General features: G+C 59.3%; 22 protein-coding genes. All 22 read right to left on the bottom strand.

Features of this window, described 5'->3' with window-relative positions; all coding sequences use genetic code 11:
* Positions 1 to 10: 10 nt before the first annotated feature.
* A complete protein-coding gene (gene flhA / locus AO388_RS18750) occupies positions 11 to 2,140 on the bottom strand; it encodes a flagellar biosynthesis protein FlhA (protein WP_003436113.1) in 2,130 nt (709 codons plus the stop codon).
* 249 nt (positions 2,141 to 2,389) lie between these two features.
* Complete coding sequence (gene flhB / locus AO388_RS18745; RefSeq protein ID WP_003370155.1) at positions 2,390 to 3,526, bottom strand: flagellar biosynthesis protein FlhB; 1,137 nt, start codon at positions 3,524 to 3,526, stop codon at positions 2,390 to 2,392.
* A complete protein-coding gene (gene fliR / locus AO388_RS18740; RefSeq protein ID WP_032609911.1) occupies positions 3,527 to 4,312 on the bottom strand; it encodes a flagellar biosynthetic protein FliR in 786 nt (261 codons plus the stop codon).
* Between the two features lie 6 nt (positions 4,313 to 4,318).
* Positions 4,319 to 4,588: a flagellar biosynthetic protein FliQ gene (locus AO388_RS18735; RefSeq protein WP_002554277.1), complete on the bottom strand. Its 270-nt coding sequence runs from the start codon at positions 4,586 to 4,588 to the stop codon at positions 4,319 to 4,321.
* 25 nt (positions 4,589 to 4,613) lie between these two features.
* Positions 4,614 to 5,366 carry a flagellar type III secretion system pore protein FliP gene (gene fliP, locus AO388_RS18730; RefSeq protein WP_003370151.1) on the bottom strand — a complete coding sequence of 251 codons (753 nt, stop codon included), beginning with the start codon at positions 5,364 to 5,366 and terminating at the stop codon, positions 4,614 to 4,616.
* Positions 5,366 to 5,806 carry a flagellar biosynthetic protein FliO gene (fliO, locus tag AO388_RS18725; protein WP_003436111.1) on the bottom strand — a complete coding sequence of 147 codons (441 nt, stop codon included), beginning with the start codon at positions 5,804 to 5,806 and terminating at the stop codon, positions 5,366 to 5,368. Before fliO ends, fliP begins: the two co-directional genes overlap by 1 nt.
* Positions 5,807 to 6,265 carry a flagellar motor switch protein FliN gene (gene fliN, locus AO388_RS18720; protein ID WP_003370145.1) on the bottom strand — a complete coding sequence of 153 codons (459 nt, stop codon included), beginning with the start codon at positions 6,263 to 6,265 and terminating at the stop codon, positions 5,807 to 5,809. It abuts the gene before it with no gap.
* A 61-nt stretch (positions 6,266 to 6,326) separates the two neighbouring features.
* A complete protein-coding gene (gene fliM / locus AO388_RS18715) occupies positions 6,327 to 7,295 on the bottom strand; it encodes a flagellar motor switch protein FliM (protein ID WP_003412410.1) in 969 nt (322 codons plus the stop codon).
* 9 nt (positions 7,296 to 7,304) lie between these two features.
* Positions 7,305 to 7,817, bottom strand: coding sequence for a flagellar basal body-associated protein FliL (gene fliL, locus AO388_RS18710; RefSeq protein ID WP_003370139.1), 513 nt, complete (start codon positions 7,815 to 7,817; stop codon positions 7,305 to 7,307).
* Between the two features lie 548 nt (positions 7,818 to 8,365).
* A complete protein-coding gene (locus AO388_RS18705) occupies positions 8,366 to 9,769 on the bottom strand; it encodes a flagellar hook-length control protein FliK (RefSeq protein ID WP_058416899.1) in 1,404 nt (467 codons plus the stop codon).
* A 108-nt stretch (positions 9,770 to 9,877) separates the two neighbouring features.
* Positions 9,878 to 10,234, bottom strand: a complete 357-nt coding sequence (locus AO388_RS18700; RefSeq protein WP_003370135.1) for an Hpt domain-containing protein — start codon at positions 10,232 to 10,234, stop codon at positions 9,878 to 9,880.
* Between the two features lie 34 nt (positions 10,235 to 10,268).
* Positions 10,269 to 11,975 carry a fused response regulator/phosphatase gene (locus AO388_RS18695; RefSeq protein WP_003370133.1) on the bottom strand — a complete coding sequence of 569 codons (1,707 nt, stop codon included), beginning with the start codon at positions 11,973 to 11,975 and terminating at the stop codon, positions 10,269 to 10,271.
* Complete coding sequence (locus tag AO388_RS18690; protein ID WP_003370131.1) at positions 11,935 to 12,282, bottom strand: STAS domain-containing protein; 348 nt, start codon at positions 12,280 to 12,282, stop codon at positions 11,935 to 11,937. The genes AO388_RS18695 and AO388_RS18690 overlap by 41 nt, the downstream gene beginning before the upstream one ends.
* 83 nt (positions 12,283 to 12,365) lie before the next feature.
* Positions 12,366 to 12,815, bottom strand: coding sequence for a flagellar export protein FliJ (gene fliJ / locus AO388_RS18685; protein ID WP_002554288.1), 450 nt, complete (start codon positions 12,813 to 12,815; stop codon positions 12,366 to 12,368).
* A gap of 6 nt (positions 12,816 to 12,821) precedes the next feature.
* A complete protein-coding gene (gene fliI, locus AO388_RS18680) occupies positions 12,822 to 14,180 on the bottom strand; it encodes a flagellar protein export ATPase FliI (RefSeq protein ID WP_003370128.1) in 1,359 nt (452 codons plus the stop codon).
* On the bottom strand, positions 14,170 to 14,988 hold the full coding sequence (fliH, locus tag AO388_RS18675) for a flagellar assembly protein FliH (RefSeq protein WP_044309029.1): 819 nt from the start codon (positions 14,986 to 14,988) through the stop codon (positions 14,170 to 14,172). Before fliH ends, fliI begins: the two co-directional genes overlap by 11 nt.
* Positions 14,989 to 15,003: 15 nt before the next feature.
* Entirely contained in the window at positions 15,004 to 16,020 is a 1,017-nt protein-coding gene (gene fliG, locus AO388_RS18670) for a flagellar motor switch protein FliG (RefSeq protein ID WP_003316807.1), read from the bottom strand.
* On the bottom strand, positions 16,013 to 17,797 hold the full coding sequence (gene fliF / locus AO388_RS18665) for a flagellar basal-body MS-ring/collar protein FliF (protein WP_003436100.1): 1,785 nt from the start codon (positions 17,795 to 17,797) through the stop codon (positions 16,013 to 16,015). The genes fliG and fliF overlap by 8 nt, the downstream gene beginning before the upstream one ends.
* Before the next feature lie 15 nt (positions 17,798 to 17,812).
* Positions 17,813 to 18,142: a flagellar hook-basal body complex protein FliE gene (fliE, locus tag AO388_RS18660; RefSeq protein ID WP_002554293.1), complete on the bottom strand. Its 330-nt coding sequence runs from the start codon at positions 18,140 to 18,142 to the stop codon at positions 17,813 to 17,815.
* A gap of 243 nt (positions 18,143 to 18,385) precedes the next feature.
* The gene (locus tag AO388_RS18655) at positions 18,386 to 19,801 is read right to left on the bottom strand and encodes a sigma-54-dependent transcriptional regulator (protein ID WP_058416898.1); all 1,416 of its coding nucleotides are present in this window, start codon (positions 19,799 to 19,801) and stop codon (positions 18,386 to 18,388) included.
* On the bottom strand, positions 19,801 to 21,015 hold the full coding sequence (locus AO388_RS18650; protein WP_003370117.1) for a sensor histidine kinase: 1,215 nt from the start codon (positions 21,013 to 21,015) through the stop codon (positions 19,801 to 19,803). Before AO388_RS18650 ends, AO388_RS18655 begins: the two co-directional genes overlap by 1 nt.
* A 122-nt stretch (positions 21,016 to 21,137) precedes the next feature.
* Entirely contained in the window at positions 21,138 to 22,613 is a 1,476-nt protein-coding gene (gene fleQ, locus AO388_RS18645; RefSeq protein WP_058416897.1) for a transcriptional regulator FleQ, read from the bottom strand.
* Between the last annotated feature and the right edge of the window lie 144 nt (positions 22,614 to 22,757).

Raw genomic sequence — 22,757 nt, 5'->3', positions numbered from 1 at the left:
ACTCACTACCTCAGCCGTTTGGCCCGACAGTCGCTACGATGGTTACTTGCTTGTTGTCCGGAATTTCCTGATACGCCAGAACATGCATGTTCGGTACAGCCAATCGTCCAAATCGTGACAGCATCGCCCGGACAGGCCCTGCTACCAGAAGAATTACCGGCAACCCTTGCATCTCCTGACGCTGGGCGGCCTCAATCAACGAACGCTGGAGCTTCTCAGCCATGCTTGGCTCAAGAAGAACGCCTTCTTCCTGACCCTGACCAGCCTTCTGCAAACTATTGAGCAATATCTGTTCCAACCTTGGTTCCAGAGTGATAACAGGCAGCTCCGGCTCAACGCCTACAATGCTTTGGACGATTGCGCGGCTCAGACCCACTCGCACTGCGGCCACCAAAGCGGCGGTATCTTGACTCTTCCCGGCGTTGTTGGCGATAGCCTCTGCAATGCTGCGAATGTCCCGCACAGGTACGTGTTCAGCCAGCAGCGCCTGCAGCACATTGAGCAGCGAAGACAGCGACAGCACGCCAGGCACCAGCTCTTCAGCCAGCTTGGGCGAGCTTTTGGCCAGCAACTGCATCAATTGCTGGACTTCCTCGTGGCCGATCAGCTCATGCGAATGCTTGTAGAGAATCTGGTTCAAGTGGGTTGCCACTACAGTACTGGCATCGACGACGGTGTACCCCAGCGACTGCGCCTGACTGCGCTGGCTGATTTCGATCCACACGGCTTCCAGACCAAACGCCGGGTCTCTGGCGGTAATGCCGTTCAGGGTGCCGAACACTTGACCGGGGTTGATCGCCAGTTCGCGATCCGGGTAGATCTCGGCCTCGGCCAGAATCACGCCCATCAGCGTCAGACGATAGGCACTGGGCGCCAGATCGAGGTTGTCGCGAATGTGCACGGTGGGCATCAGGAAGCCGAGCTCTTGCGAGAGCTTCTTGCGCACGCCCTTGATACGCGCCAGCAGCTGACCGCCCTGGTTGCGATCCACCAGCGGAATCAGGCGGTAACCCACTTCCAGGCCGATGATATCGATGGGCGTCACGTCATCCCAACCCAGTTCCTTGGCGTCCTGAACGCGGGTCGGCGAAGGCAGCAGGTCCTGTTGACGCTGCACTTCGGCCAGCGCCTCGACTTTCACCTGATTTTCTTTCTTCCAGAGCAGATACGCGCCGCCTGCAGCCACCAGGCCGAGGCTGATGAAGGAGAAGTGCGGCATGCCCGGCACCAGCCCCATCACGATCATGACCGCAGCGGAAACCGCCAGCGCCTTGGGCGAAGCGAACATCTGACGATTGATGAGCTTGCCCATCTCTTCCGAACCGGAAGCACGGGTCACCATGATCGCGGCGGCGGTGGACAGCAGCAGTGATGGCAATTGCGCCACCAAACCGTCACCGATGGTCAGCAGGGTGTAAACGCGGCCTGCGTCGGCGAAGGTCATGTTGTGTTGCAGGATACCGACCAGCATGCCGCCAATCAGGTTGATGAACAGAATCAGCAGACCGGCAATCGCATCGCCGCGCACGAATTTACTGGCACCGTCCATGGAACCGTAGAACTCGGCTTCCTGGGCAACTTCGGCACGGCGGCGCTTGGCTTCGGGCTGATCGATGAGGCCGGCGTTGAGGTCGGCGTCGATCGCCATCTGTTTGCCGGGCATCGCGTCGAGGGTGAAGCGCGCGCTCACCTCGGAAATACGGCCGGCACCCTTGGTGATTACCACGAAGTTGATGATCATCAGAATCGCGAACACCACGATACCAACGACATAGTTACCACCGATCACCACTTCACCGAAGGCCTGAATCACCTTGCCCGCAGCGGCGTGGCCGTCCTGCCCGTGAAGCATGACCACCCGAGTGGAAGCGACGTTCAGCGCCAGACGCAGCAACGTGGCGACAAGCAGAATGGTCGGAAATACCGAGAAGTCCAGCGGCCGCAGGGCGTACACACACACCAGCAGCACGACGATGGAGAGTGCGATGTTGAACGTGAAGAACACGTCCAGCAGGAATGGCGGCATAGGCAACATCATCATTGCCATCATGACCAGCAACAACAACGGAACGCCCAACTGACCACGGCCCAGGCCTGTGATATTGCTGCGTGCGCTACTGAGTAATTGAGAGCGATCCACTGATTCGTTACCTGCGCACTAGATCAAAACATTGACGCCGATGGCGCCCTGTATCGACCCTGTTGCAAAAAGCTGTCCAACTTTTACAAAGCCAGTGGCAGTAAGGCTTTAGACACAGAAGTCACGTAAATCCAGTGCGCTGAGCGCAGTCAGAAAAATCTTCTCGTTTGCCTGTGCAAGAGCGGACGCGGAGCGTCTGAAACCTGGGCCTTTCAGATTGATGCCCGAACGTCGCGAGAGGGGACCGGACTACGCGTCGCGCTGCAGGTCGGGAGGGATTTTGATGTCGCCCAGAGGGTCGGGGCGCTTGCCCTGGCCGGCGCGGAACTGGCGGATCTGATAGACGTAGGCCAGCACCTGGGCGACGGCCAGATACAGGCCGGCGGGAATTTCCTGATCGAGCTCGGTGCTGTAGTAAATGGAACGCGCCAGTGCCGCAGATTCCAGAATCAGGATCTCGTTATGCGCGCCGATTTCGCGAATTTTCAGCGCCACCAGATCAGTACCCTTGGCCAGCAACATCGGTGCCCCGCCCTGCTCGGGATCGTATTTGAGGGCGACGGCGAAGTGTGTCGGGTTGGTAATGATCACGTCAGCCTCAGGGACGGAGGCCATCATGCGTCGCTGGGACATTTCACGCTGCAACTGGCGAATACGTTGCTTGACCTCTGGGCTGCCCTCGCTGTTCTTGTGCTCGTCGCGCACCTCCTGCTTGGTCATCAGCAGCTTCTTGTGCGCCTCATACAACACGAACGGCACGTCCGCCGCCGCGATGAATATCAGGCCACACGCCATCCAGAAACTGCTCCAGCCCACCACCATCAGGCTGTGAATCATGGCCTGCTCAAGCGGCTCGTGGGCAATCGCGACCAGGTCCTTGCGCTCATTGTTCAGGACCACCAGCGCAACCGCCAGAGTGATCAGGAATTTGCCGAAAGACTTGAGCAATTCGACCAGCGCATGCGGCGAAAACATGCGTTTGAGCCCTGCTGCCGGATTCATGCGGCTGAACTTGGGCATCAATGATTTGGTGGCGAACAGCCAGCCGCCGAGCATGATCGGCCCCACCAGTGCGGCAACCAGCATGGCGATCAGAAACGGCAGGACCACGATCAGCGCGTGCATCCCGGAACTGAGCAGCGCCTTGCCCATGTAGGACTGATCCATCAGGGTTTCGCGGGATATCGTGAAGTTGTCACGCATCAGCTCGGACATCATCAGGGCGATATCGGAGCCGAACATCAACAGCCCGCCCGCCCCCATCAGCATCACCACCAGCGTGGTCAGCTCCTTGGAGCGAGCGATCTGGCCGTCAGCCCGTGAGTCCTTGACCTTTTTTTCCGTGGGGTCTTCTGTCTTGTCCTGGCCATTCTCGTTTTCTGCCATTCAACGAGCCCTCACCATGTCGCGCAACGCCTGCAAGGCCTGCGTAGCGATCGGTTGATACTGATTGAGAATGTCGCCCATGGTCATCCACAGAATGACCATGCCCAACACCAGCGTGAGCGGGAAACCGATGGAAAAGATGTTGAGCTGCGGCGCGGCACGGGTCATGACGCCAAAAGCGATGTTGATGATCAGCAGCGCGGTAATCGCAGGCAACACCAGCCGCAGACCCGAAGCCAGTACCCAGCCCAACCCGTTGGCCAGCTCCCAGAAGTTATTGACCAGCAAACCACTGCCGACCGGCATCGTGGTAAAGCTCTCGACGAGGATTTCCAGCACCACCAGATGACCGTTCATGGCCAGGAACAACAGGGTGACCAGCATCGTGAAGAACTGGCCAATGGTGGCGGAGGAGACACCGTTGGTAGGGTCGACCATCGAAGCAAAGCCCATCCCCATCTGCGTGGAGATGATCTGGCCCGCGACCACAAAGATATGAAAGAACAACTGCAGCGACAGGCCCATCCCGGCGCCGATGATGATCTGTTCGCCGATCAGCAATAGCGCGCTCAGGTCGAGCGCCTGCACGGGCGGCATGGCTGGCAGCGCAGGCGCGACCACCACGGTGATCGCCACGGCGAGGTACATGCGCACCCGACGCGGGACCAGCGTGGTGCCGATGATCGGCATGGTCATCAGCAACGCGATGATGCGAAACAGCGGCAACATGAAGCTGGCTACCCAAGTACTGATCTGGGTATCGGTCAGCGCGAGCATCGGCTGCATGCGATGCTAGCCGATCAGAGTCGGAATACTGGTGTACAACGACAGCATGTATTCCATGAATATTTTCAACAGCCACGGGCCGATGACGATGAGGGTGACGAGCATCACCAGCAGGCGCGGCAGGAAGCTCAGGGTCTGTTCGTTGATCTGCGTGGCCGCCTGAAACATTGCCACCAGCAGACCGCACAACAGGCTTGGCACAACAAGAATCGCAACCAGCACAGTGGTCAGCCACAGGGCCTCGCGGAACAGATCGACGGCTACTTCCGGCGTCATCGGGCAGACTCCTCAGTGAAACGGCTCATACGCCACCAAAACTGCCGGCCAGGGTGCCGACAATCAGCGCCCAGCCGTCCACCAGCACAAACAGCATGATCTTGAACGGCAGAGAAATGATCAGCGGCGACAGCATCATCATACCCATCGCCATCAGCACACTGGCCACCACCAGATCGATGATCAGAAACGGAATGAAGATCATGAAGCCGATCTGAAACGCTGTCTTGAGCTCCGAAATCACGAACGCCGGAACCAGAATGGTCAACGGCGCGGCATCCGGGGTCGGGATGTCGGTGCGCTTGGACAGACGCATGAACAGCTCGAGGTCGCTGGTGCGCGTCTGGGCCAGCATGAAGTCCTTGATCGGCACTTGCGCCTTGGCCACCGCATCCTGCGCCGAAAGCTTCTCGGCCAGATAAGGCTGCAAGGCATCCTGATTCACCCGGTCGAATACCGGCGCCATGATGAACATGGTCAGAAACAACGCCATGCCGGTGAGGATCTGGTTCGACGGCGTCTGCTGCAAGCCGAGGGCCTGACGCAGAATCGAGAAGACGATGATGATCCGCGTGAAGCTGGTCATCAACATGACGAACGCCGGAATGAAGCTCAGCGCGGTCATGATCAGCAGAATCTGCAGACTGACCGAATACTCCTGCTGACCATCGGCACCATTGGACAGCGTGATCGCCTGGATCGACAGCGGATCGGCCGCCAGCGCAGCGGGCGTCACCATCACCAGCAACAGCAGTATCAGGAAACGCAAGGCGCCCATTACTTCTTGTCCTTATCCTTGCCCATCAGCTCCATCAGGCGCTGAGCGAATTCAGGGGTAGCCTGCTCGCGCACCGGCACCTGCACGGGCTCCTTGAGCACATGCAAAGGCGTGATTCGCCCGGGCGTAATGCCCAGCAGCACTTGTTCATTGCCGATCTGCACCAGCACCAGCCGATCACGCGGCCCCAGCGCGCGCGAGCTCACCAGCTCGATCACCTGATTGCTGTTCGGCCCGACGCGCTGCACCCGGCGCATCAGCCACGCGAGTACGAAAATCAGGCCAATCACCAGGATCAGACCGAACAGCAGTTGCACCACCTGCCCGCCCATACCGCCGGAGACCGTATTGGCCACTTGTGCAGGCGCCGCCTGAACGGCGGGTTCGGCGGCCCAGGCCAGCGATGGCAGGGTCAGCAGAACACTCAGCCAGCGCCTCACTTAGCGCAGCTTCTTGATGCGTTCGCTCGGGCTGATCACGTCGGTCAGACGGATGCCGAACTTTTCATTGACCACCACCACCTCGCCATGCGCGATCAGTGTGCCGTTGACCAGCACATCAAGGGGTTCGCCTGCCAGACGATCCAGTTCGATCACCGAGCCCTGGTTGAGCTGCAGCAGGTTGCGGATGTTGATGTCGGTACTGCCCACTTCCATGGAGATCGACACCGGAATGTCGAGAATCACATCCAGGTTGGGACCATCCAGAGAAACCGGACCGGTGCTTTTCGGCACGCTGCCAAACTCTTCCATCGCCATCCGGCTACCCGAATTTCCGGCATCCGCAGCCAGCAGCGCATCGATATCAGCCTGGCTGTCGCCAGCTTCGCCCAATGCAGCAGCCCACTCATCCGCCAATGCCTGATCTTCAGCAGACATCGTATCGTTTTCATCAGCCATCGGTTGTCCTCTGCACGCAGTATTTCAGTTACGCAACAATTTCCGACGTTGACCAGACTGGTCAGCGTCGCGCTATGGGTTCGATTACTTGCAGGGCCATCTTGCCCTTGTGCGAGCCAAGCTTGACCTTGAACGAAGGTACGCCATTGGCACGCAAGACCAGCGAATCGCCCAGTTCCACAGGGATCACATCACCAGGGCGCATGTGCAGGATGTCCCGCAATGGCAACTGGCGCTGGGCGATGGTCGTGGTGAGCGGAACGTTGACGTCCAGCACGTCTTCCTTGAGCGCGTTGACCCAGCGCTCGTCCTGGTCGTCCAGATCGGACTGGAAACCGGCGTCGAGCATTTCGCGGATCGGCTCGATCATCGAGTACGGCATGGTCACGTGCAGATCGCCGCCACCGCCATCGAGTTCGATGTGGAAGGTGGAGATCACTACAGCCTCGCTCGGCCCGACGATGTTGGCCATGGCCGGGTTCACTTCCGAGTTGATGTACTCGAAATTGACTTCCATGATCGCCTGCCAGGCCTCCTTGAGGTCGACAAACGCCTGATCCAGCACCATGCGCACGACACGCAGTTCGGTTGGCGTGAACTCTCGGCCTTCGATCTTGGCGTGACGACCGTCACCGCCGAAAAAGTTATCCACCAACTTGAACACCAGCTTGGCGTCAAGAATGAACAGCGCGGTGCCACGCAGCGGCTTGATCTTGGCCAGATTGAGGCTGGTCGGCACGTACAGGGAATGCACGTACTCACCGAACTTCATGACCTGAACACCGCCCACCGCCACGTCCGCCGAGCGGCGCAGCAGGTTGAACATGCTGATGCGTGTGTAGCGGGCGAAGCGCTCGTTGATCATTTCCAGCGTCGGCATGCGTCCGCGGACGATCCGGTCCTGGCTGGTCAGGTCGTAACTTTTGACACTGCCAGGTTCGCTGTTGTTGTCAGTCTGGACCATCCCATCGTCGACGCCATGCAGCAGCGCATCGATCTCGTCCTGGGAGAGCAGGTCTTGCACGGCCATGTGAGAGTCCTACTGCAATACGAAGTTAGTGAAGAGCAGCTGTTCGATCACAGTCTTGCCGAGTTCTTTCTGCGCGACTTCCTGAATGCTGGCGGTCGCTTTCTGACGCAGCATTTCCTGGCCGATCGGCGAAGCCAGCGATTCGAAGGGAATGGCTGCAAACAGCATGACCAGATTGTTGCGGATCAATGGCATGTGGACCTTCAGCGCTTCCATGTCGGCTGCGTTACGGCCCAGCATGGTGATGCTCACCTGCATGTAGCGTTGGCGGCCATTGGCGTTGAAGTTGACCACAAAGGCCGGGGTCATCGGTTCGAACACCGCCACTGGCTTGACGTTGGCTGCCGCTGCGGCCGCCGCTGGATCTTCCTTGCTTTCGCTCTTGTGCATGAGGAACCAGGTCGCGCCCACCGACAAGCCTACGGCCAGCAGCAGCGCCACGACGGCGATGATAATGAGCTTGAGTTTGCCTTTACCTTTGCCTGTGGTCGCGGGGTCTTTAACTTCTTCGCTCTGCGCCATGCCAATAATCCGTCACTATTCAAGAGGTTCTTCAATACGTGACAGAGGCAGAGCAAGTGTTATGCCAGAGTTGTACGAGGCGGAGATGTATTGGACACAAACGGTTACGCGCCTGGGCGCGGAGGGATCGTGATTCTTGTGAAAGCACTTCAGGGCAGTTTGGCTAAAGGCACAGTTCGGGAGCTAATGACTATCGTTCCCCACGCTCCGCGTGGAAATGCAGTTCATGACGTCGTGTCGCGGCTGCCACGACTATCGTCCCCACGCTCCGCGTGGGAATGCAGTTCGTGACGCTCCGCGTCACACAATGGTTTTTAGTTCTCAGGTGGATTGAGGTTCGACTCAAATCACCTTTTCGCCCCTCGGCGACCTACTTTGATGGGGCCAAAGTAGGCAAAACCCGCAACTCCGTTTCCGGCCCGACTTCGCCCTATCACTTACGTCGCAATCTGGGTCATCTGTGCCATCGCGTTAAAAAAGCATTTCTGCGCCATCAAGTTCATGCAATGCATGACATCGCGTCGCGGCTGCCATGCAACTCAAGAGCCTCACGCGTAATAATCGATCTCACTGGTGCCGATCACACGTGCCGCTGGCTGGCTGACCGGAATGGCTGCATCGACGCCTGCGATTTCATCGGAGGTATCGCTGGAACTCATGCCACCGCCACGACCGCTGCGCTGGGCACGGCTGGCCTGCTCCTGAGCCTGTTGCTGGGCCTGCTGTTGCGACTGGTCGGAAACATTGACGTCGACGTTGCCAAGCCCCTGCTGCACGAACGACTCACGCAACTTCGACATCTGGCTTTCCAGTGCATCACGTACACCCATATGGGCGCTCATGAAGGTCACCTGGGTCTGCTGCTCAGGCGCCATGTTGATACGAATATCGAGACGACCGAGTTCGGCAGGTTCCAGCTTGATATCGGCGGTCTTGAGATTCTGGCTCGACAGGTACATGACGCGGTCGACGATGCCTTCGGTCCAGCCGCTTTGATGCATGGCCAACGGCTGGTTCATCAAGGGCGCGGCAGGTGCTGCCGCTGCGCGTGCCGGTTGCGCGGCCTGACTGAGCGCAGCGAGGCGATCGGCAAAGTTGTCGACGCGCGTGTCGCCGGCGGCGCCTTTGACATCCTTCAGACCCTCACCGATCAAACCGCTGAACGACTTGTCACTGCTTTCAGTGCTACTGCCTTCGGAGGGAAGTTGCTCGCTCAGGACCGACAGGTTATTGACGATATTCTGATTGGGGTCAGCTTCAGCGTTGCTCGGCGTCGCCTTGTTGGCAGCCTGGGCGTTCTGCGCAGCCAGTTGAGTCTTGGCAGTGGCGTTTTCCAGCGCCAACTGCACGGCATCCAGACCGTCCAGAGGATCGGCGTCGGGATTGAAGACGTCTTCGGCCACCACTGGCGGTGCCGCCTGAGTGGTGGTGAGCGCCGAGACCACTGGTGCGGTGACAACTTCCGCACTTGGTGGCGCCTTGGCTACAGGCGCCGCGGGAGCCTGTGCGGCCATTGCCTGCAATGCCGGGTCAAGGGCCGGATCGACGACCGCCTGGCCCTCAGTCAGCGCCGGATCGGCAGAGGCCTGCGCATCGTCCTGCTTCGAGTCGGAATGCGCCGCGTCATCATCCGCACTTGCCGACTTGGCTGGCAAATCATTGCCGCTATCGGCAACGCTCGACTTGTCGGCGGCATTCGTCTGATCGCTCGCAGGCTTGTCCTTGCCAGCGGCAACCTTGTCCTTGTCAGGCGCGGTCTTGTCGCGAGCTGGTTTTACGGGCGCATCGTCACGCGCAGGGACGGTGTCTTTCGCCTGCTTTGCATAGACATTGGAAAAGCTGGAGGCCCCGTCCTTGCTGCTGTCAGCAGACTTGACCGCATTGTTGGCCACACCGGACCTGGCGGTCACAGAGGTTGTGGCCTGAAGAAGCGCATTGGTAGCAAGGGGCATTTCGGTCTCCGCATCAGCTGCTGGTTATCGCCTTACCAGAGTAGTTAGCAATATGCGGGCCAATTTTTAAATGATCTCCATAACGGGAATCGAGGGAGACATCAGGGCTCAGCTGACGAACAGCTGCCGCTCGGAATTGAACAACCCGCGAATCGTCATATATTCGCTGTCGATCGTGCCAATCAATTCTGCCAGACCTGCGAACTGCTGCTGGCGGGCTTGCTCCTCGAGCTGGCGACATAGCTCGGAAAGCTGCAAGGCGCCCATGTTGCTGCTGCTGCCCTTGAAACTGTGAGCATTAAGGCTCAGTTCCTGGAAATCAGGATTGCGCGACCCGACAGCCAGACGCAACTGCGCGATACGCTGCTCGGAATCCTTGAGAAAAACATCCAGCAAGGTTGGATATTCGTCCTCCATGACCTCCTGCAAGGCAGTCAAAACGCTGTAATCCAGATGAATCGACACTTGTTCACTCCTTGATCAAGACTCCAGGCGGGGATTATGCCACTCCCTCCCAGCAAAATTCCACGCAGGCGGTCCTGCCATCCCTGGACCACCTGGCCTCGCGACTCAATTCACAGACCAGATGCAGCCCGCGACCATACAGTTCATTGCTGGCAGGCGTCAGCGTCCGGGTCTTTTCCACATCGAAACCCTGGCCGCTGTCCTCGACACTGAGGGTCAGCCGACCGCCCTGCTCGACCGCTTCGACCTGCAGGCTCACCCGGATGAAGCCTGACTGCAGCCTGTCGAGACGCTCTGCCCGCTGCTGATAATAGAGCGCGAACCCCGTTGCATCGTGCTTGAGCGCCGAATCCAACCCTAGCACACCGTGCTCCAGCGCATTGCTGTACAGCTCGCCGAGCACCATGTGCAGTGCGGCACCCTGATCACGCAGGCCATGTACCTCCAGCAGCAATTGCAGGACATAAGGCAGAGGGTTGAAACGCTTGAGCGTCGAGGCACGAAACTCGAAACTGGCCGACCAGTCCAGCGGGCTGGAGGCGCCGCTGTCCGAATACATCATGACAGGCAAATTTTCCAGCGGCGCCTCGACAGCGCTGACCTCCAGCAGGCTGACATCGTCACGCGCCTTGCCGCCAAACTCGTTGAGCGCCACGAGGATCTCCTCGATCAGCAAGTGCGGCTCGCGATTGGCAGACAGAACCTGTCGCAGACGTTGCGCGCCGAACAGCTCTTCCTGACTGTTACTGGTATCAAGCACGCCGTCGGACAGCAGAAATATGCGGTCACCCGGCGCCAACGGATACACATCGGTGCGCGCGTCGAAGGCATCGACGCTCAATACGCCCAATGGCAAATGATTCGAGGCCAGCGGCACATGCTCGCCCTGCGCGCCGCGCAACAGGTAGCCGTCGGGCAGGCCACCGCTCCAGACCTCGACCTGCCGCTGCGGCAGATTGATACACAGCAGCGTCGCACAACAAAACATATCGACCGGGAGGATGCGTTTGAGCTTGGCGTTCATTTCACGGAGGATTTCAACCAGGCCATAGCCCTTGGCCGTCATGCCGTAGAACACTTCTGCAAGTGGCATCGCACCCACCGCAGCCGGCAAGCCATGTCCGGTGAAATCCCCGAGCAGCACCTGCATGTGCCCGGCAGGTGTGTAGGCGGCCAGCATCAGGTCGCCGTTGAACAGTGCATAGGGGGACTGCAGGTAGCGGATATTGCTCGCCCCCAGGCAACCGGCGTGGGCGATCTGATCGAACACCGCCTTGGCGACACGTTGCTCATTGAGCAGATACTCATGGTGCCTGGCGATCTGGTCACGCTGCTGGCGGACAGTTTCGTGCAATACCCGCAGACGGTTCATGGCGTTGAGCTTGGCGGCCAGTACCAGCGGGTTGTAAGGCTTGGACATGAAATCGTCGCCACCGGCGTCCAGGCAACGTGCAAGCGCTTCGCCTTCGGTGAGCGAGGTGAGGAAGATGATCGGCACCAGCGATTCGCCGGTCAATGCCTTGATCCTTCGCGCCGCTTCGAAGCCATCCATGACCGGCATCATGGCGTCCATCAGAATCAACTGCGGGCTTTCAGCCTTGAAGATGGCGACCGCTTCGACACCATTGGCAGCGCTAAGAACCCGGTGCCCCTGCCGCGCTACGATAGTTGAAAGCAGAAGCCGGTCACTGGCGCTGTCGTCAGCGATCAGAATGCACAGTTTTTTCAGGGCTGGTTGCACTGGGTATGCTCAATTCGAACAGCTTCGAGAAATTGGAAATGGCCAGAATCTTCAGCACATCGGGCGTGCAGTTGACCAGGCGCACCAATGCCTTGTCACCCCCGGCGTGATCGCGCAGCAGTAACAGCATCCCCAGCGCAGAGCTGTCCAGGTAATGAGTACCGCGCAGGTCGACCACGTAATTCAGCGACTGCGGATAGTCCTCATAGGCAGCGCGAAACGCCTGATGGGAATTGAAATCGAAGCGTCCTTCGATAAAAAGGGTCAGCGTCTGGCCATCGGCAGAACGTTCGGAAGTGACAGTCATGGGAACCTCGAGGTGTTTCATCACCGAGACATTGATAGCGTAGACCAGCCAGAGAGATCACTGCGGTCTGATTGAGTCAAACGTCAGAATTGTTCATGGCGCGGCAGGCGCTGCGATAACTCGTCGAGCAGTTTCTGCTCGCGCTTGTCCTCCAGCCTGCGCGCCTCGTCCATGTAGCGCTGCACCAGCTTGCGCAAGCCCTCTACCCGCGCGTAGCAATCCTGCCAGGCGCTGCGCGCCCGATCCAGATTGGCTTTGTGCCATTCGAGACTTTTGTATTGCTGGGCAACGGCGACATCGAGCTGACTGAGAAAGCGCTGATAACCCAGCAGCCATTGCCCGGAAACCCCGGCACTGCCGCGCTGCAACCATTGCTGCTGATAATCCTGGCGAAACTGGTCAAGCTCCTGCAGCTTGTTGTTGGCAAGGTTGACCTGCCCCTGGAAGTGTCCAAGGCGCTGGGCGGCGGTTCGCTCGGCAGCTTCTGCCATCTCGACCACTGGCGCCAGACGCGCCGCTCGACTCTGGGCCATGGATTATCAGCCGCCAGGCGCTGGTGCGAAGATCGACGCCAGCGCCTCGCTGCTGCCTTGTATGCTTTCGTTGTCACGCAGGCCCTGACGCTGGTAGCGCACCAGTACCGGATGCAGCGCAATGGCCATGTCCGTTTCGCGATCGCCGCCTGCTACATAGGCCCCCACGCTGATGAGGTCGCGAGTCTGCTGATAGCGTGACCACAACTGTTTGAAATGCTGCGCACGCGCCATGTGCTCGGGGCTGACCACGGCGGGCATGACCCGGCTGATGGACGCTTCGATGTCGATGGCCGGGTAATGCCCCTCTTCGGCCAGGCGCCGGGACAACACGATGTGACCGTCGAGTACGCCACGCGCCGAGTCGGCAATCGGGTCCTGCTGGTCATCACCCTCCGACAGCACCGTGTAAAACGCGGTGATCGAACCACCACCCGCCTCGGCATTGCCGGCGCGTTCTACCAGTTTGGGCAAACGGGCGAACACCGAAGGCGGATAGCCCTTGGTGGCCGGCGGCTCGCCAATGGCCAGTGCGATTTCCCGCTGAGCCTGAGCAAAACGGGTCAGGGAGTCCATCAGCAACAGGACATTCTTGCCCTTGTCACGAAAGTATTCGGCGATTCGCGTGCAATACATCGCTGCTCGCAAGCGCATCAGAGGCGCGTCATCGGCTGGCGAGGCGACCACCACCGAACGTTTCAGGCCCTCTTCGCCGAGAATGTGCTCGATGAACTCCTTGACCTCACGGCCCCGCTCACCGATCAGGCCGACGACGATAATGTCCGCCTCGGTGAAGCGCGTCATCATGCCGAGCAGCACACTCTTGCCCACGCCCGTACCGGCAAACAGCCCGAGACGCTGACCGCGGCCAACCGTCAATAAACCGTTGATGCAGCGAATGCCGACATCCAGTGGCTGGCTGATGGGGTCGCGCTTGAGCGGGTTGATGGTCGGGCCATCCATCGGCACCCAGTCTTCGGCCTTGATCGGCGAGCGACCATCCAGCGGGCGACCGGCACCATCAAGCACCCGGCCCAGCATGCTCATGCCCATCGGCAGGCGACCGGTGTCGGCCAGCGGCACGACCCGCGCGCCAGGCGCGATGCCCGCCACGCTGCCGACCGGCATCAGAAACACCTTGCTACCGGAAAAACCCATCACTTCGGCTTCGACTTCAACCGGATGATGGCTGTCGTCATTGATGACCACACAGCGGCTACCCATTGCCGCACGCAGCCCCTCAGCCTCAAGCGTCAGGCCTACCATGCGCAGCAGGCGGCCTTCCACTACGGGTTGGGCAGGCAAACTGATCGACTCGGCATAGGAACCGAGGCGCTTGGCGAAACTGGTGCGTTCAAGGCGCATCGAGGGTATCCGCGTCGGATTCGTCAACATTGGCTGCATTGCCTGGCGAGGCATCCAGATCGACGCTCAGATCGGCTGCCGCAGGATGGGTTACCTGTTCATGCAACTGGTCGTGCATCTTGGAAATTGCCAGGGCGATGCGTGTTTCGACGCTGGCATCGATGCGGCTATGCTCGGTTTCGATACGGCAACCGCCCGGCAGCAAGTCTTCGTCTTCGACGATCTTCCACGACTCCTCATGACGTTCGCGCATGGCCTTGACCAGCAGAAAGTCCTGAGGATTTATGAAAATTCGCACATTCTGCGCGCCCATCGGTAATAGCTTGAGGGCATCGCGTAGGACGCTGGCAATCTGCGCAGAATCTGTGACCAGTTCACGCTGGATAACCTGACGCGCGATGTGCTCGACCAGAAGAATGACGGCCTTTTCGATCTGAGTATCCTGCTCGGCGATGGGTGTCAGCAGGTTACCCATCAGCTGTTCCAGGCTGGCGACTTTTGCCGCAAGAACGACCTCCGCTTCCTGACGCACTTTTAGCTGAGTACTGTGAAAACCTTCCTTTTCACCGGTGGCGAAGCCTTCGTTCCAGGCCTCCTGGCGAATACTTTCCAGCTCTTCCAGGGTCAGTGGCTGGACTTCCTCCAGCGGTACTTCTTCCATCTCGGCCGGTTCGTCGACCAGCTCGGGCTCCGGTTCTGGTTCTGGCTCAACGTGCGGATCGAAGCTGGGCAGCGCCCAGATGTCGAGTAACCCGGCGTCCTTGGCGCGAATGAGGTCGCTGGCCGATTCTTTATTGGAACTGGACATGAGTCGGCTGAATCCTTAGATCATTTCCTCGCCACCCTTGCCACCGAGTACGATCTCGCCGGCCTCGGCCATACGACGCGCAATGGTGAGGATTTCTTTCTGGGCGGTTTCCACATCGCTGACACGCACCGGACCTTTTGCTTCCAGGTCGTCGCGGAGCAGCTCGGAGGCACGCTTGGACATGTTCTTGAAGATTTTTTCCTTGATTGCTTCGTCGGAGCCCTTGAGCGCCAGTACCAGCACGTCCGAGGATACTTCGCGCAGCAGCGCCTGGATACCGCGATCGTCCACGTCGGAAAGATTGTTGAAGACGAACATGAGGTCTTCGATCTGCACCGACAGGTCTTCGTCGACCTCGCGGATCGAGTCCATGAGCGAACCTTCGATCGAGCTGTCGAGAAAGTTCATGATATCGGCCGCACGCTTGATACCGCCCAGGGTGGTACGCGACGTGTTGGCGTTACCGGAGAACTGCTTCTCGAGAATCTGGTTCAATTCCTTGAGAGCCGCTGGCTGTACGGTGTTGAGCGAAGACACGCGCAGGATGATATCGAGGCGCACCTTGTGATCGAAATGCCCAAGCACCTCGCCCGCCTGATCGGCATCGAGATAGGCGACCACGATGGCCTGAATCTGCGGGTGCTCGAAACGGATCACGTCGGCGACCGCACGCGGCTCCATCCACTTGAGGCTGTCCAGGCCGCTGGTATTGCCACCCAGCAGAATCCGGTCGATCAGGCCGTTGGCCTTGTCCTCGCCCAGTGCCTGGGTCAGCATCTTGCGGATATAGCCGTCGGAACCGACGCCAAGGCTGGTCTGATCGCCGACGATGTCGACGAATTCGCTCATGACCTCTTCGACCTGCTCGCGATGCACGTTGCGCATCTGCGCCATCGCCACACCCACTTTCTGGACTTCCTTGGGACCCATGTGCCGGAGCACCTGAGCCGCATCGGTTTCGCCCAGCGAGAGCAACAGTACAGCCGCTTTTTCAACTTTGGAGAGTTTGGCTACCATGGCTCGTTCATTCATCAGTGTTGATCCACTCTTTCACAACCTGAGCCACACGGCCAGGATCCTCAGCCACCAAACTCTTGATTGCATTCAGCTGTGCGTCATAGCCTTCGGTCGGGCTTGGCAGCAGAATGCTCTGCGGGCCACCCAGACTTACGCGATCGTTGGACAATTCGCCGTCCAAACCGCCCATGCCACCCAGTTCGGCGTCGCCGCCGAAACCTGCCAGTTCCTTGCGCTTGCCATTGGTGATGTTGTTCAACACCGGGCGCAGTACACCGAACACCAGGATCAGGATGAAGATCACGCCAACAGCCTGCTTGACGATGTCCCAGAACCAGGGTTGCGAATAGAACGACGCTTCAGGCAGCACTTCAGCGCGTTCGCTGGAGAACGGCACGTTGATCACGCTGACGCTGTCGCCGCGGCTGGCGTCGAAACCGACGGCATCCTGTACCAGCCGCGTGAAGCGAGCGAGATCCGCCGCGCTCCATGGAGCACGGGTGACTTCGCCATTGGCCGCGTTGGTCTTGACCATGTCATCGACCACTACCGCAACCGAAAGGCGGGTCAGACGGCCCTGTTGCTGCTTGGTGTGACTGATGGAACGGTCAAGCTCGAAGTTCTTGGTCGACTGCACGCGCTTGTCGGCCGGGTATGGCGCCAACGCGGGCTGACCGGTTGCCGGGTCCATGATCTGCTGACCATTGGCATCCAGCAGGGGTTGGCCTGGAGCGATAGGGCCGGCTGCACCGGCTGCACCACCGCCTGCAGTCTGCGGAGCCGTCGCCGGGCCGGGCGGCTGATTGCTCAGCGCCCCCGGAACGCCGCCCGAGCTTGAGCTGCTGGAACGTTGTTCATTGACCGACTGCTCGCTGCGCAAGGCAGGTTGATCAGGGTTGAAGCTTTCGGCGGTCGATTCGACAGCGCTGAAATCAACCACTGCCGAGACCTCGGCCTTATAGCGGTCATTGCCCAGAATCGGCTGCAGAATGTTCTGCACGCGCTGGGTGAGCATGCTTTCCATGCGACGGCTGTAGTCGAATTGCTTGCCGGCCATTGTCAGCTCGGAGTTTTCCGCCTGATCGGAAAGCAGAGCCCCCTTCTGGTCAACGACGGTAATCTGCGACTTGCTGAGCTCGGGAACACTGGTGGCCACCAGATTGATGATGGCCATGACCTGACTCGGCTCCAGCGAACGACCGGCGTACAGCTCGACCAGTACCGAAGCGCTTGGCTTGCGGTCATCACGGACGAATACCGAGCTTTTCGGAATCGCCAGGTGCACGCGGGCACCCTTGACGTTGTTCAACGCAGAAATGGTACGCGCCAGCTCGCCTTCCAGGCCACGACGATAACGCGTGGCTTCCATGAACTGACTGGTGCCCAGCCCCTGATCCTTGTCGAGGATTTCGAAACCGATGTTGGCGTCGTTCTGTACCACACCCGCCTGAGCCAGTTGGATGCGCGCACGCTGCACATCATCGGACTTCACCAACAGCGCACCGGAGTTCGGCTCGACGGTGTAGTTGATGTTCGCTGCAGTCAGGGTGTCCATGATCTGCTTGCTGTCCATGCCCGCCAGACTGCCATAAAGCGGACGATAGTCAGGCTGCTGGGACCAGAGCACCACGGCGAAGCCGATGGCCACGCTCGCGGCAAGACCGACCATGAGGCCGATCTGACGCAGCATGGTCATTTCGGAAAGATTTTCCAGAAAAGACATACCGAACAACGGTTTTCTTTCGGAAGCGCCCGCTCTTGCAGGAACGGTATCGGCAGCTGCTTCAGCCATGACTCAGTACGTCCCTTAAACCGGCATCTGCATGATGTCTTGGTAAGCTTGAACCAGCTTGTTACGTACCTGGGTCAACGCCTGAAAAGACACGCTGGCTTTCTGCGACGAAATCATGACGTCGGTCAGATCCACGCCGCTCTTGCCGATTTCGAATGCATTGGCCAACTGGCTGGAAGCCTGCTGGGTCTGCGCGACCTTGTTGACGGCCTGACCAAGCATGTCAGCGAAGCTGCTGGCACCGGCTTCCTGCGCACCGGACACGGGCTTGGGCGCAGACATCGCGTCCATCTGCATGGCCCGCATATCCAACATCAAGCGATTAAATTCAACACCTTGGCTCATGGACATATCTCTCGTAAGGCCCGCAAATTTTTGACACTGATTCAGCGGGTACAGAAGGTATAGCAACAACGATGCCAGCTAGATGGCGGCTATTTGCCACACCAGATGAGTGCATCATGTCGCTTGACACGAGGTCGCGCCGGACCGCCCGTATTCACGGGACGCCGGGTTTAATTTCAGGCTTGCATCACAGCAAAAATATTCAGGGACCGCCGATCGGGAACGGCAATCACTGTGCGTTGCTCATGTGGCAAACAGATAGGCCTCCACATCCATTCCGGCGTCACGCATCTGCGCCAGCTTGTAACGCAATGTACGCGGGCTGATACCCAGGCGTTCCGCAGCCTCCTTGCGACGTCCCCGTTCAGAACGCAGGGTGTCGATGATCATTTGAAACTCGTGACGCCTGAGGTCATCGCCCAGCGCGCCGACCGATTCCGGACTGACGCCGGTACCTGCATTCTCCGCCACGACAGTGCCAGTCACAGCCGCTGCCGCCTCGACAGGCGCAGCAACAGGCAGGCTGGTGACCGGCCCGGACAGACAGAAATCCTGCGCCTGAATCACCCCGCCCTGCTGCAGAATCAAGGCCCGCTGCACGGCGTTATCCAGCTCCCGGACATTTCCGGGCCATGGATAGCTCACCAGACACTGTTGCGCTTCGGCGGAAAGACGCACCGGCGCATGCTTCATTTTATTGACGTGCTTGGCCAGAAGCCGCTCGGCCAATGGCAGAATATCGGCAGTCCTTTGACGCAACGCCTGCCATGCCAGTGGAAATACCGACAGGCGATAAAACAGATCTTCACGGAAACGCCCCGCCGCCACCTCACCCGCCAGATCGCGGTTGGTGGTCGCCACGACGCGAATGTCCAGAAGGATCGGTTTGCGCGCACCGACGCGCTCGACTTCGCGTTCCTGCAACACACGCAGCAATTTGGCTTGCAGCCCCAGAGGCATTTCGGAAATCTCGTCCAGCAGGATTGTCCCGCCGTCCGCCTGCTCGAACTTGCCAGCCTGCGCCGCAATGGCGCCGGTAAACGAACCCTTTTCATGGCCGAATAACGTGGCTTCCAGCATATTGTCCGGAATCGCTGCACAGTTGATCGCAATAAAAGGTTTATCGGCACGGGGCGAGTTTTGATGAATGAAACGCGCCAAAACCTCTTTACCGGTCCCGGACTCGCCGGAGATCAGCACGGTGGAATCGCTTTTCGCCACGCGGCTGGCCAGGTTCAGCAACTGGATACTGGCGGGCTCGACAGCAATCGGCCCATCGCGCTCGGCAGGCTCCAGACGACCCAGTGCGTGCCGCCCAACCAGCGCGATCAGCGCCTTGGGCTCGAATGGCTTGACCAGGTAATCCGCAGCCCCCTGACGCATGGCCTCGACCGCGCGCTCGACTGCGCCATGCGCAGTCATCAGCAATACCGGCAATTGCGGATGCCGGCTGCGCAAAAGACTCAGCAACTGGTGACCGTCCATGCCCGGCATGTTGACGTCACTGATCACCAGACTGAAGGGCCGCGCCTCGGCGGCCACCAGCGCCTCTTCGGCGGAACCGACCGCCTGATAGCCATAACCGGCCAGCTCAAGGGTTTCCCCAAGCGCTTCGCGGAGCGAACGGTCATCCTCGACCAGCAGCACATTGATCGGCATCAGTTATTACCTGTCGAACTGGAAGCCGGGATCAATGGCAGACTGATAATGGCGCAGGTACCACGGCCAACCCGCGACAAATAATGCACGCGCCCCTGATGCGCACGCGACACCGCAGTTACCACGGCCAGACCAAGCCCTGTGCCGGTGGTCTTGGTGGTAAAGAACGGCTCACCGATGCGCGCCAGACCGGCCTTGTCAATGCCGCTGCCGTTATCGCTGAAGCAGATCCGCAGCACATTGCCGCGACTGTAGGCGTGAATCTTCAGCAGTGTCCGGCCAGCGCTGGCCTGGACAGCGTTTTCAATCAGATTGAGCAGTGCGCCGACCAATGTGTCGCGATTGCACAGCAGCTCGCCATCGATGCTGTCGCACTGCCAGCGTACCGACACGCCCTGAACATGCGTCGCAGCAGCATTTTGCAGCGCCTGAAACAGAGCACCGGGCGCCAGACGATCCGTCAACGGCAGCTCGCCCCGGGCGAACACCAGCATGTCGCGAACCTGATGCTCCAGCTCATGCAAACGATCCTTGAGCCGCGCAGCGAAACGCTGCTGGGTTTCCACCGGAAGTTCCTGCTCGGTCAAATGGCTGGCGTAGATCATGGCAGCGGATAACGGTGTACGAATCTGATGCGCCAGAGAAGCGACCATACGGCCCAGTGACGACAGGCGCTCGTGACGAGCCAGCTGTTCCTGAAGATGACGGGTTTCGGTCAGGTCATTGAGCAGCACCAGCTGCCCTGGCTCGGCATCCAGCGAACGCGTGGCAATGGAAAGCCTGCGGCCATCCTTGAGCGAGACTTCGTGGCCATCATCTTCACGGGGTGCAAAACAGCGGCTGATCACATGACGCCAGAGCATCCCCAACAGCGGCTGCCCAAGCAGATCGATGGCCGCCGGATTGGCTTCGCGCACGACGCCCATGCCATCAATGACGATCACCCCGCCGGGCAGCAGATCGAGCAGATTCTGCAGTCGGTTGGCCAGGCGTTCTTTTTCCGCCAGCTCCTGAAGGCGCTGGGCACCGGCATGAGCCAGTTCGCCCTTGAGCTCAGTGACGCGCGCTTCAAGCAAGCCGTAGGAGTCGGTCAGTTGCGCCGACATTTGATTGAACAGCGAGAATGCCTGCTCAAGCCCCTGACGACTTTCCAGTTCCGGGGAGTACTGAGCCTGAACAGATAGGGCGGAAGTCAGTTGGGCGGCCTGGGACATGATTCATCTCTCTCGTGGCGAACCGTCAGTAAACGGTGTGTTAAGAGAGACTTAGCAATCCCCGTGCCTAAAAAAAACCCCTGAAAAATCAGGGGCTTGGTTTTTGGCACAAAAAACCGGCGTCAATCATCTGCCTGTTCATCGCCCTCACGACGACTCATACCGTACTTGCGCATCTTCTCGACCAGCGTGGTCCGACGAATGCGCAGGCGCTCCGCAGCGCGAGCAACGATACCGTTGGCATCGTCCAGCGCCTGCTGAATAAGGCCCTGCTCCAGACCACCGAGGTAGTCTTTCAGATCGAGCCCTTCAGGCGGCAGCATCGCGCCGGAAGCGAAGTTCGGCGTATTGCTGTTGATCGCCACACGCTCTTCGATCTCGCTGCGCAAGCTGTCGACCATCTGCTCGTCTTCGTCGTCGACGTAGCGAAACTTCTTTGGCAGCTCGGCTACACCAATCACACCATACGGATGCATGATCGCCATGCGCTCGACCAGGTTGGCCAGCTCACGGACGTTGCCCGGCCAGGCATGGCGACACAGCGACATGATGGCTGCGGAGTTGAAGCGAATCGAACCGCGCTTCTCGTGCTCCATACGCGAAATCAATTCGTTCATGAGCAGCGGGATGTCTTCGACACGCTCACGCAACGGCGCCATCTCGATCGGGAACACGTTGAGACGGTAGTAAAGATCTTCGCGGAAGCTGCCCAGCTCGATCATGGTCTCGAGATTCTTGTGCGTTGCGGCGATGATGCGCACATCGATGCTCTGCGTCTTGTTGCTGCCCACACGCTCGAACGTGCGCTCCTGCAAGACGCGCAGCAGCTTGACCTGCATCGGCAGCGGCATGTCGCCGATTTCGTCAAGGAACAAGGTGCCGCCGTTGGCCAGCTCGAAGCGGCCGGCACGGCTGGTGATCGCGCCGGTAAACGCGCCCTTCTCGTGTCCGAACAGCTCGCTTTCGAGCAGTTCGGCCGGAATGGCACCGCAGTTGACCGGCACGAACGGCGCATCTCGGCGCTTGGAGTGGTAGTGCAGGTTACGCGCAACCACTTCCTTGCCCGTCCCCGACTCACCAAGGATCAGTACGCTGGCGTCGGTATCAGCGACCTGCTGCATCATCTGCCGCACGTGCTGAATCGCACGACTGGTACCTACCAGACTGCGGAACAGGTTCGGTTCACGATGACGGCCGCGCTCGCGAGCCTGGTCGTACATCTCGCGGTAGACCTGGGCACGGTGCAGCGAATCGAGCAGTTTGCTGTAGCTGGGTGGCATTTCGAGTGCGGAGAGCACTCGCCTGCGCAAATCCTCGGGCAATTCGACAGAGGAATTTTCGCTCATCAGCAGCACAGGAAGGAACTCATCCCATGCCGCGATGGTCTTAAGGAGCCCTTGCAGGCTGCCCGGCGCGTTTACGCTGCCGACCAGTACGCACAGTACTTCTCGTGGAGACGCCAGAGAGCCGACCACCTGCTGCCAGTCCTGACTCGAACAGGAGAGATTTTCTTCGCCAAGAAAATTCAGGATCACCGCCAGATCCCGGCGGCGCTGGCTATCGTCATCGATTAGCAGAATCTTGATTTCACGCCACATGCAATAGCAACTTCCCTAGTCAACTCAATGCCCATGATTGGGGGGCAGCTTGGCTTCTCAGATGTATAAACCTTGAGACGCCAGAAAATAGTAAACATCACTAGTTAAGTCAAAAAAACGAACACAGTCAAATTTATGGCGAAA

Origin of the sequence: Pseudomonas sp. ICMP 10191 (assembly GCF_001467335.1) — a bacterium.
Taxonomy (GTDB): domain Bacteria; phylum Pseudomonadota; class Gammaproteobacteria; order Pseudomonadales; family Pseudomonadaceae; genus Aquipseudomonas; species Aquipseudomonas cerasi.
This window is presented reverse-complemented; position numbering and strand designations above follow the sequence as displayed.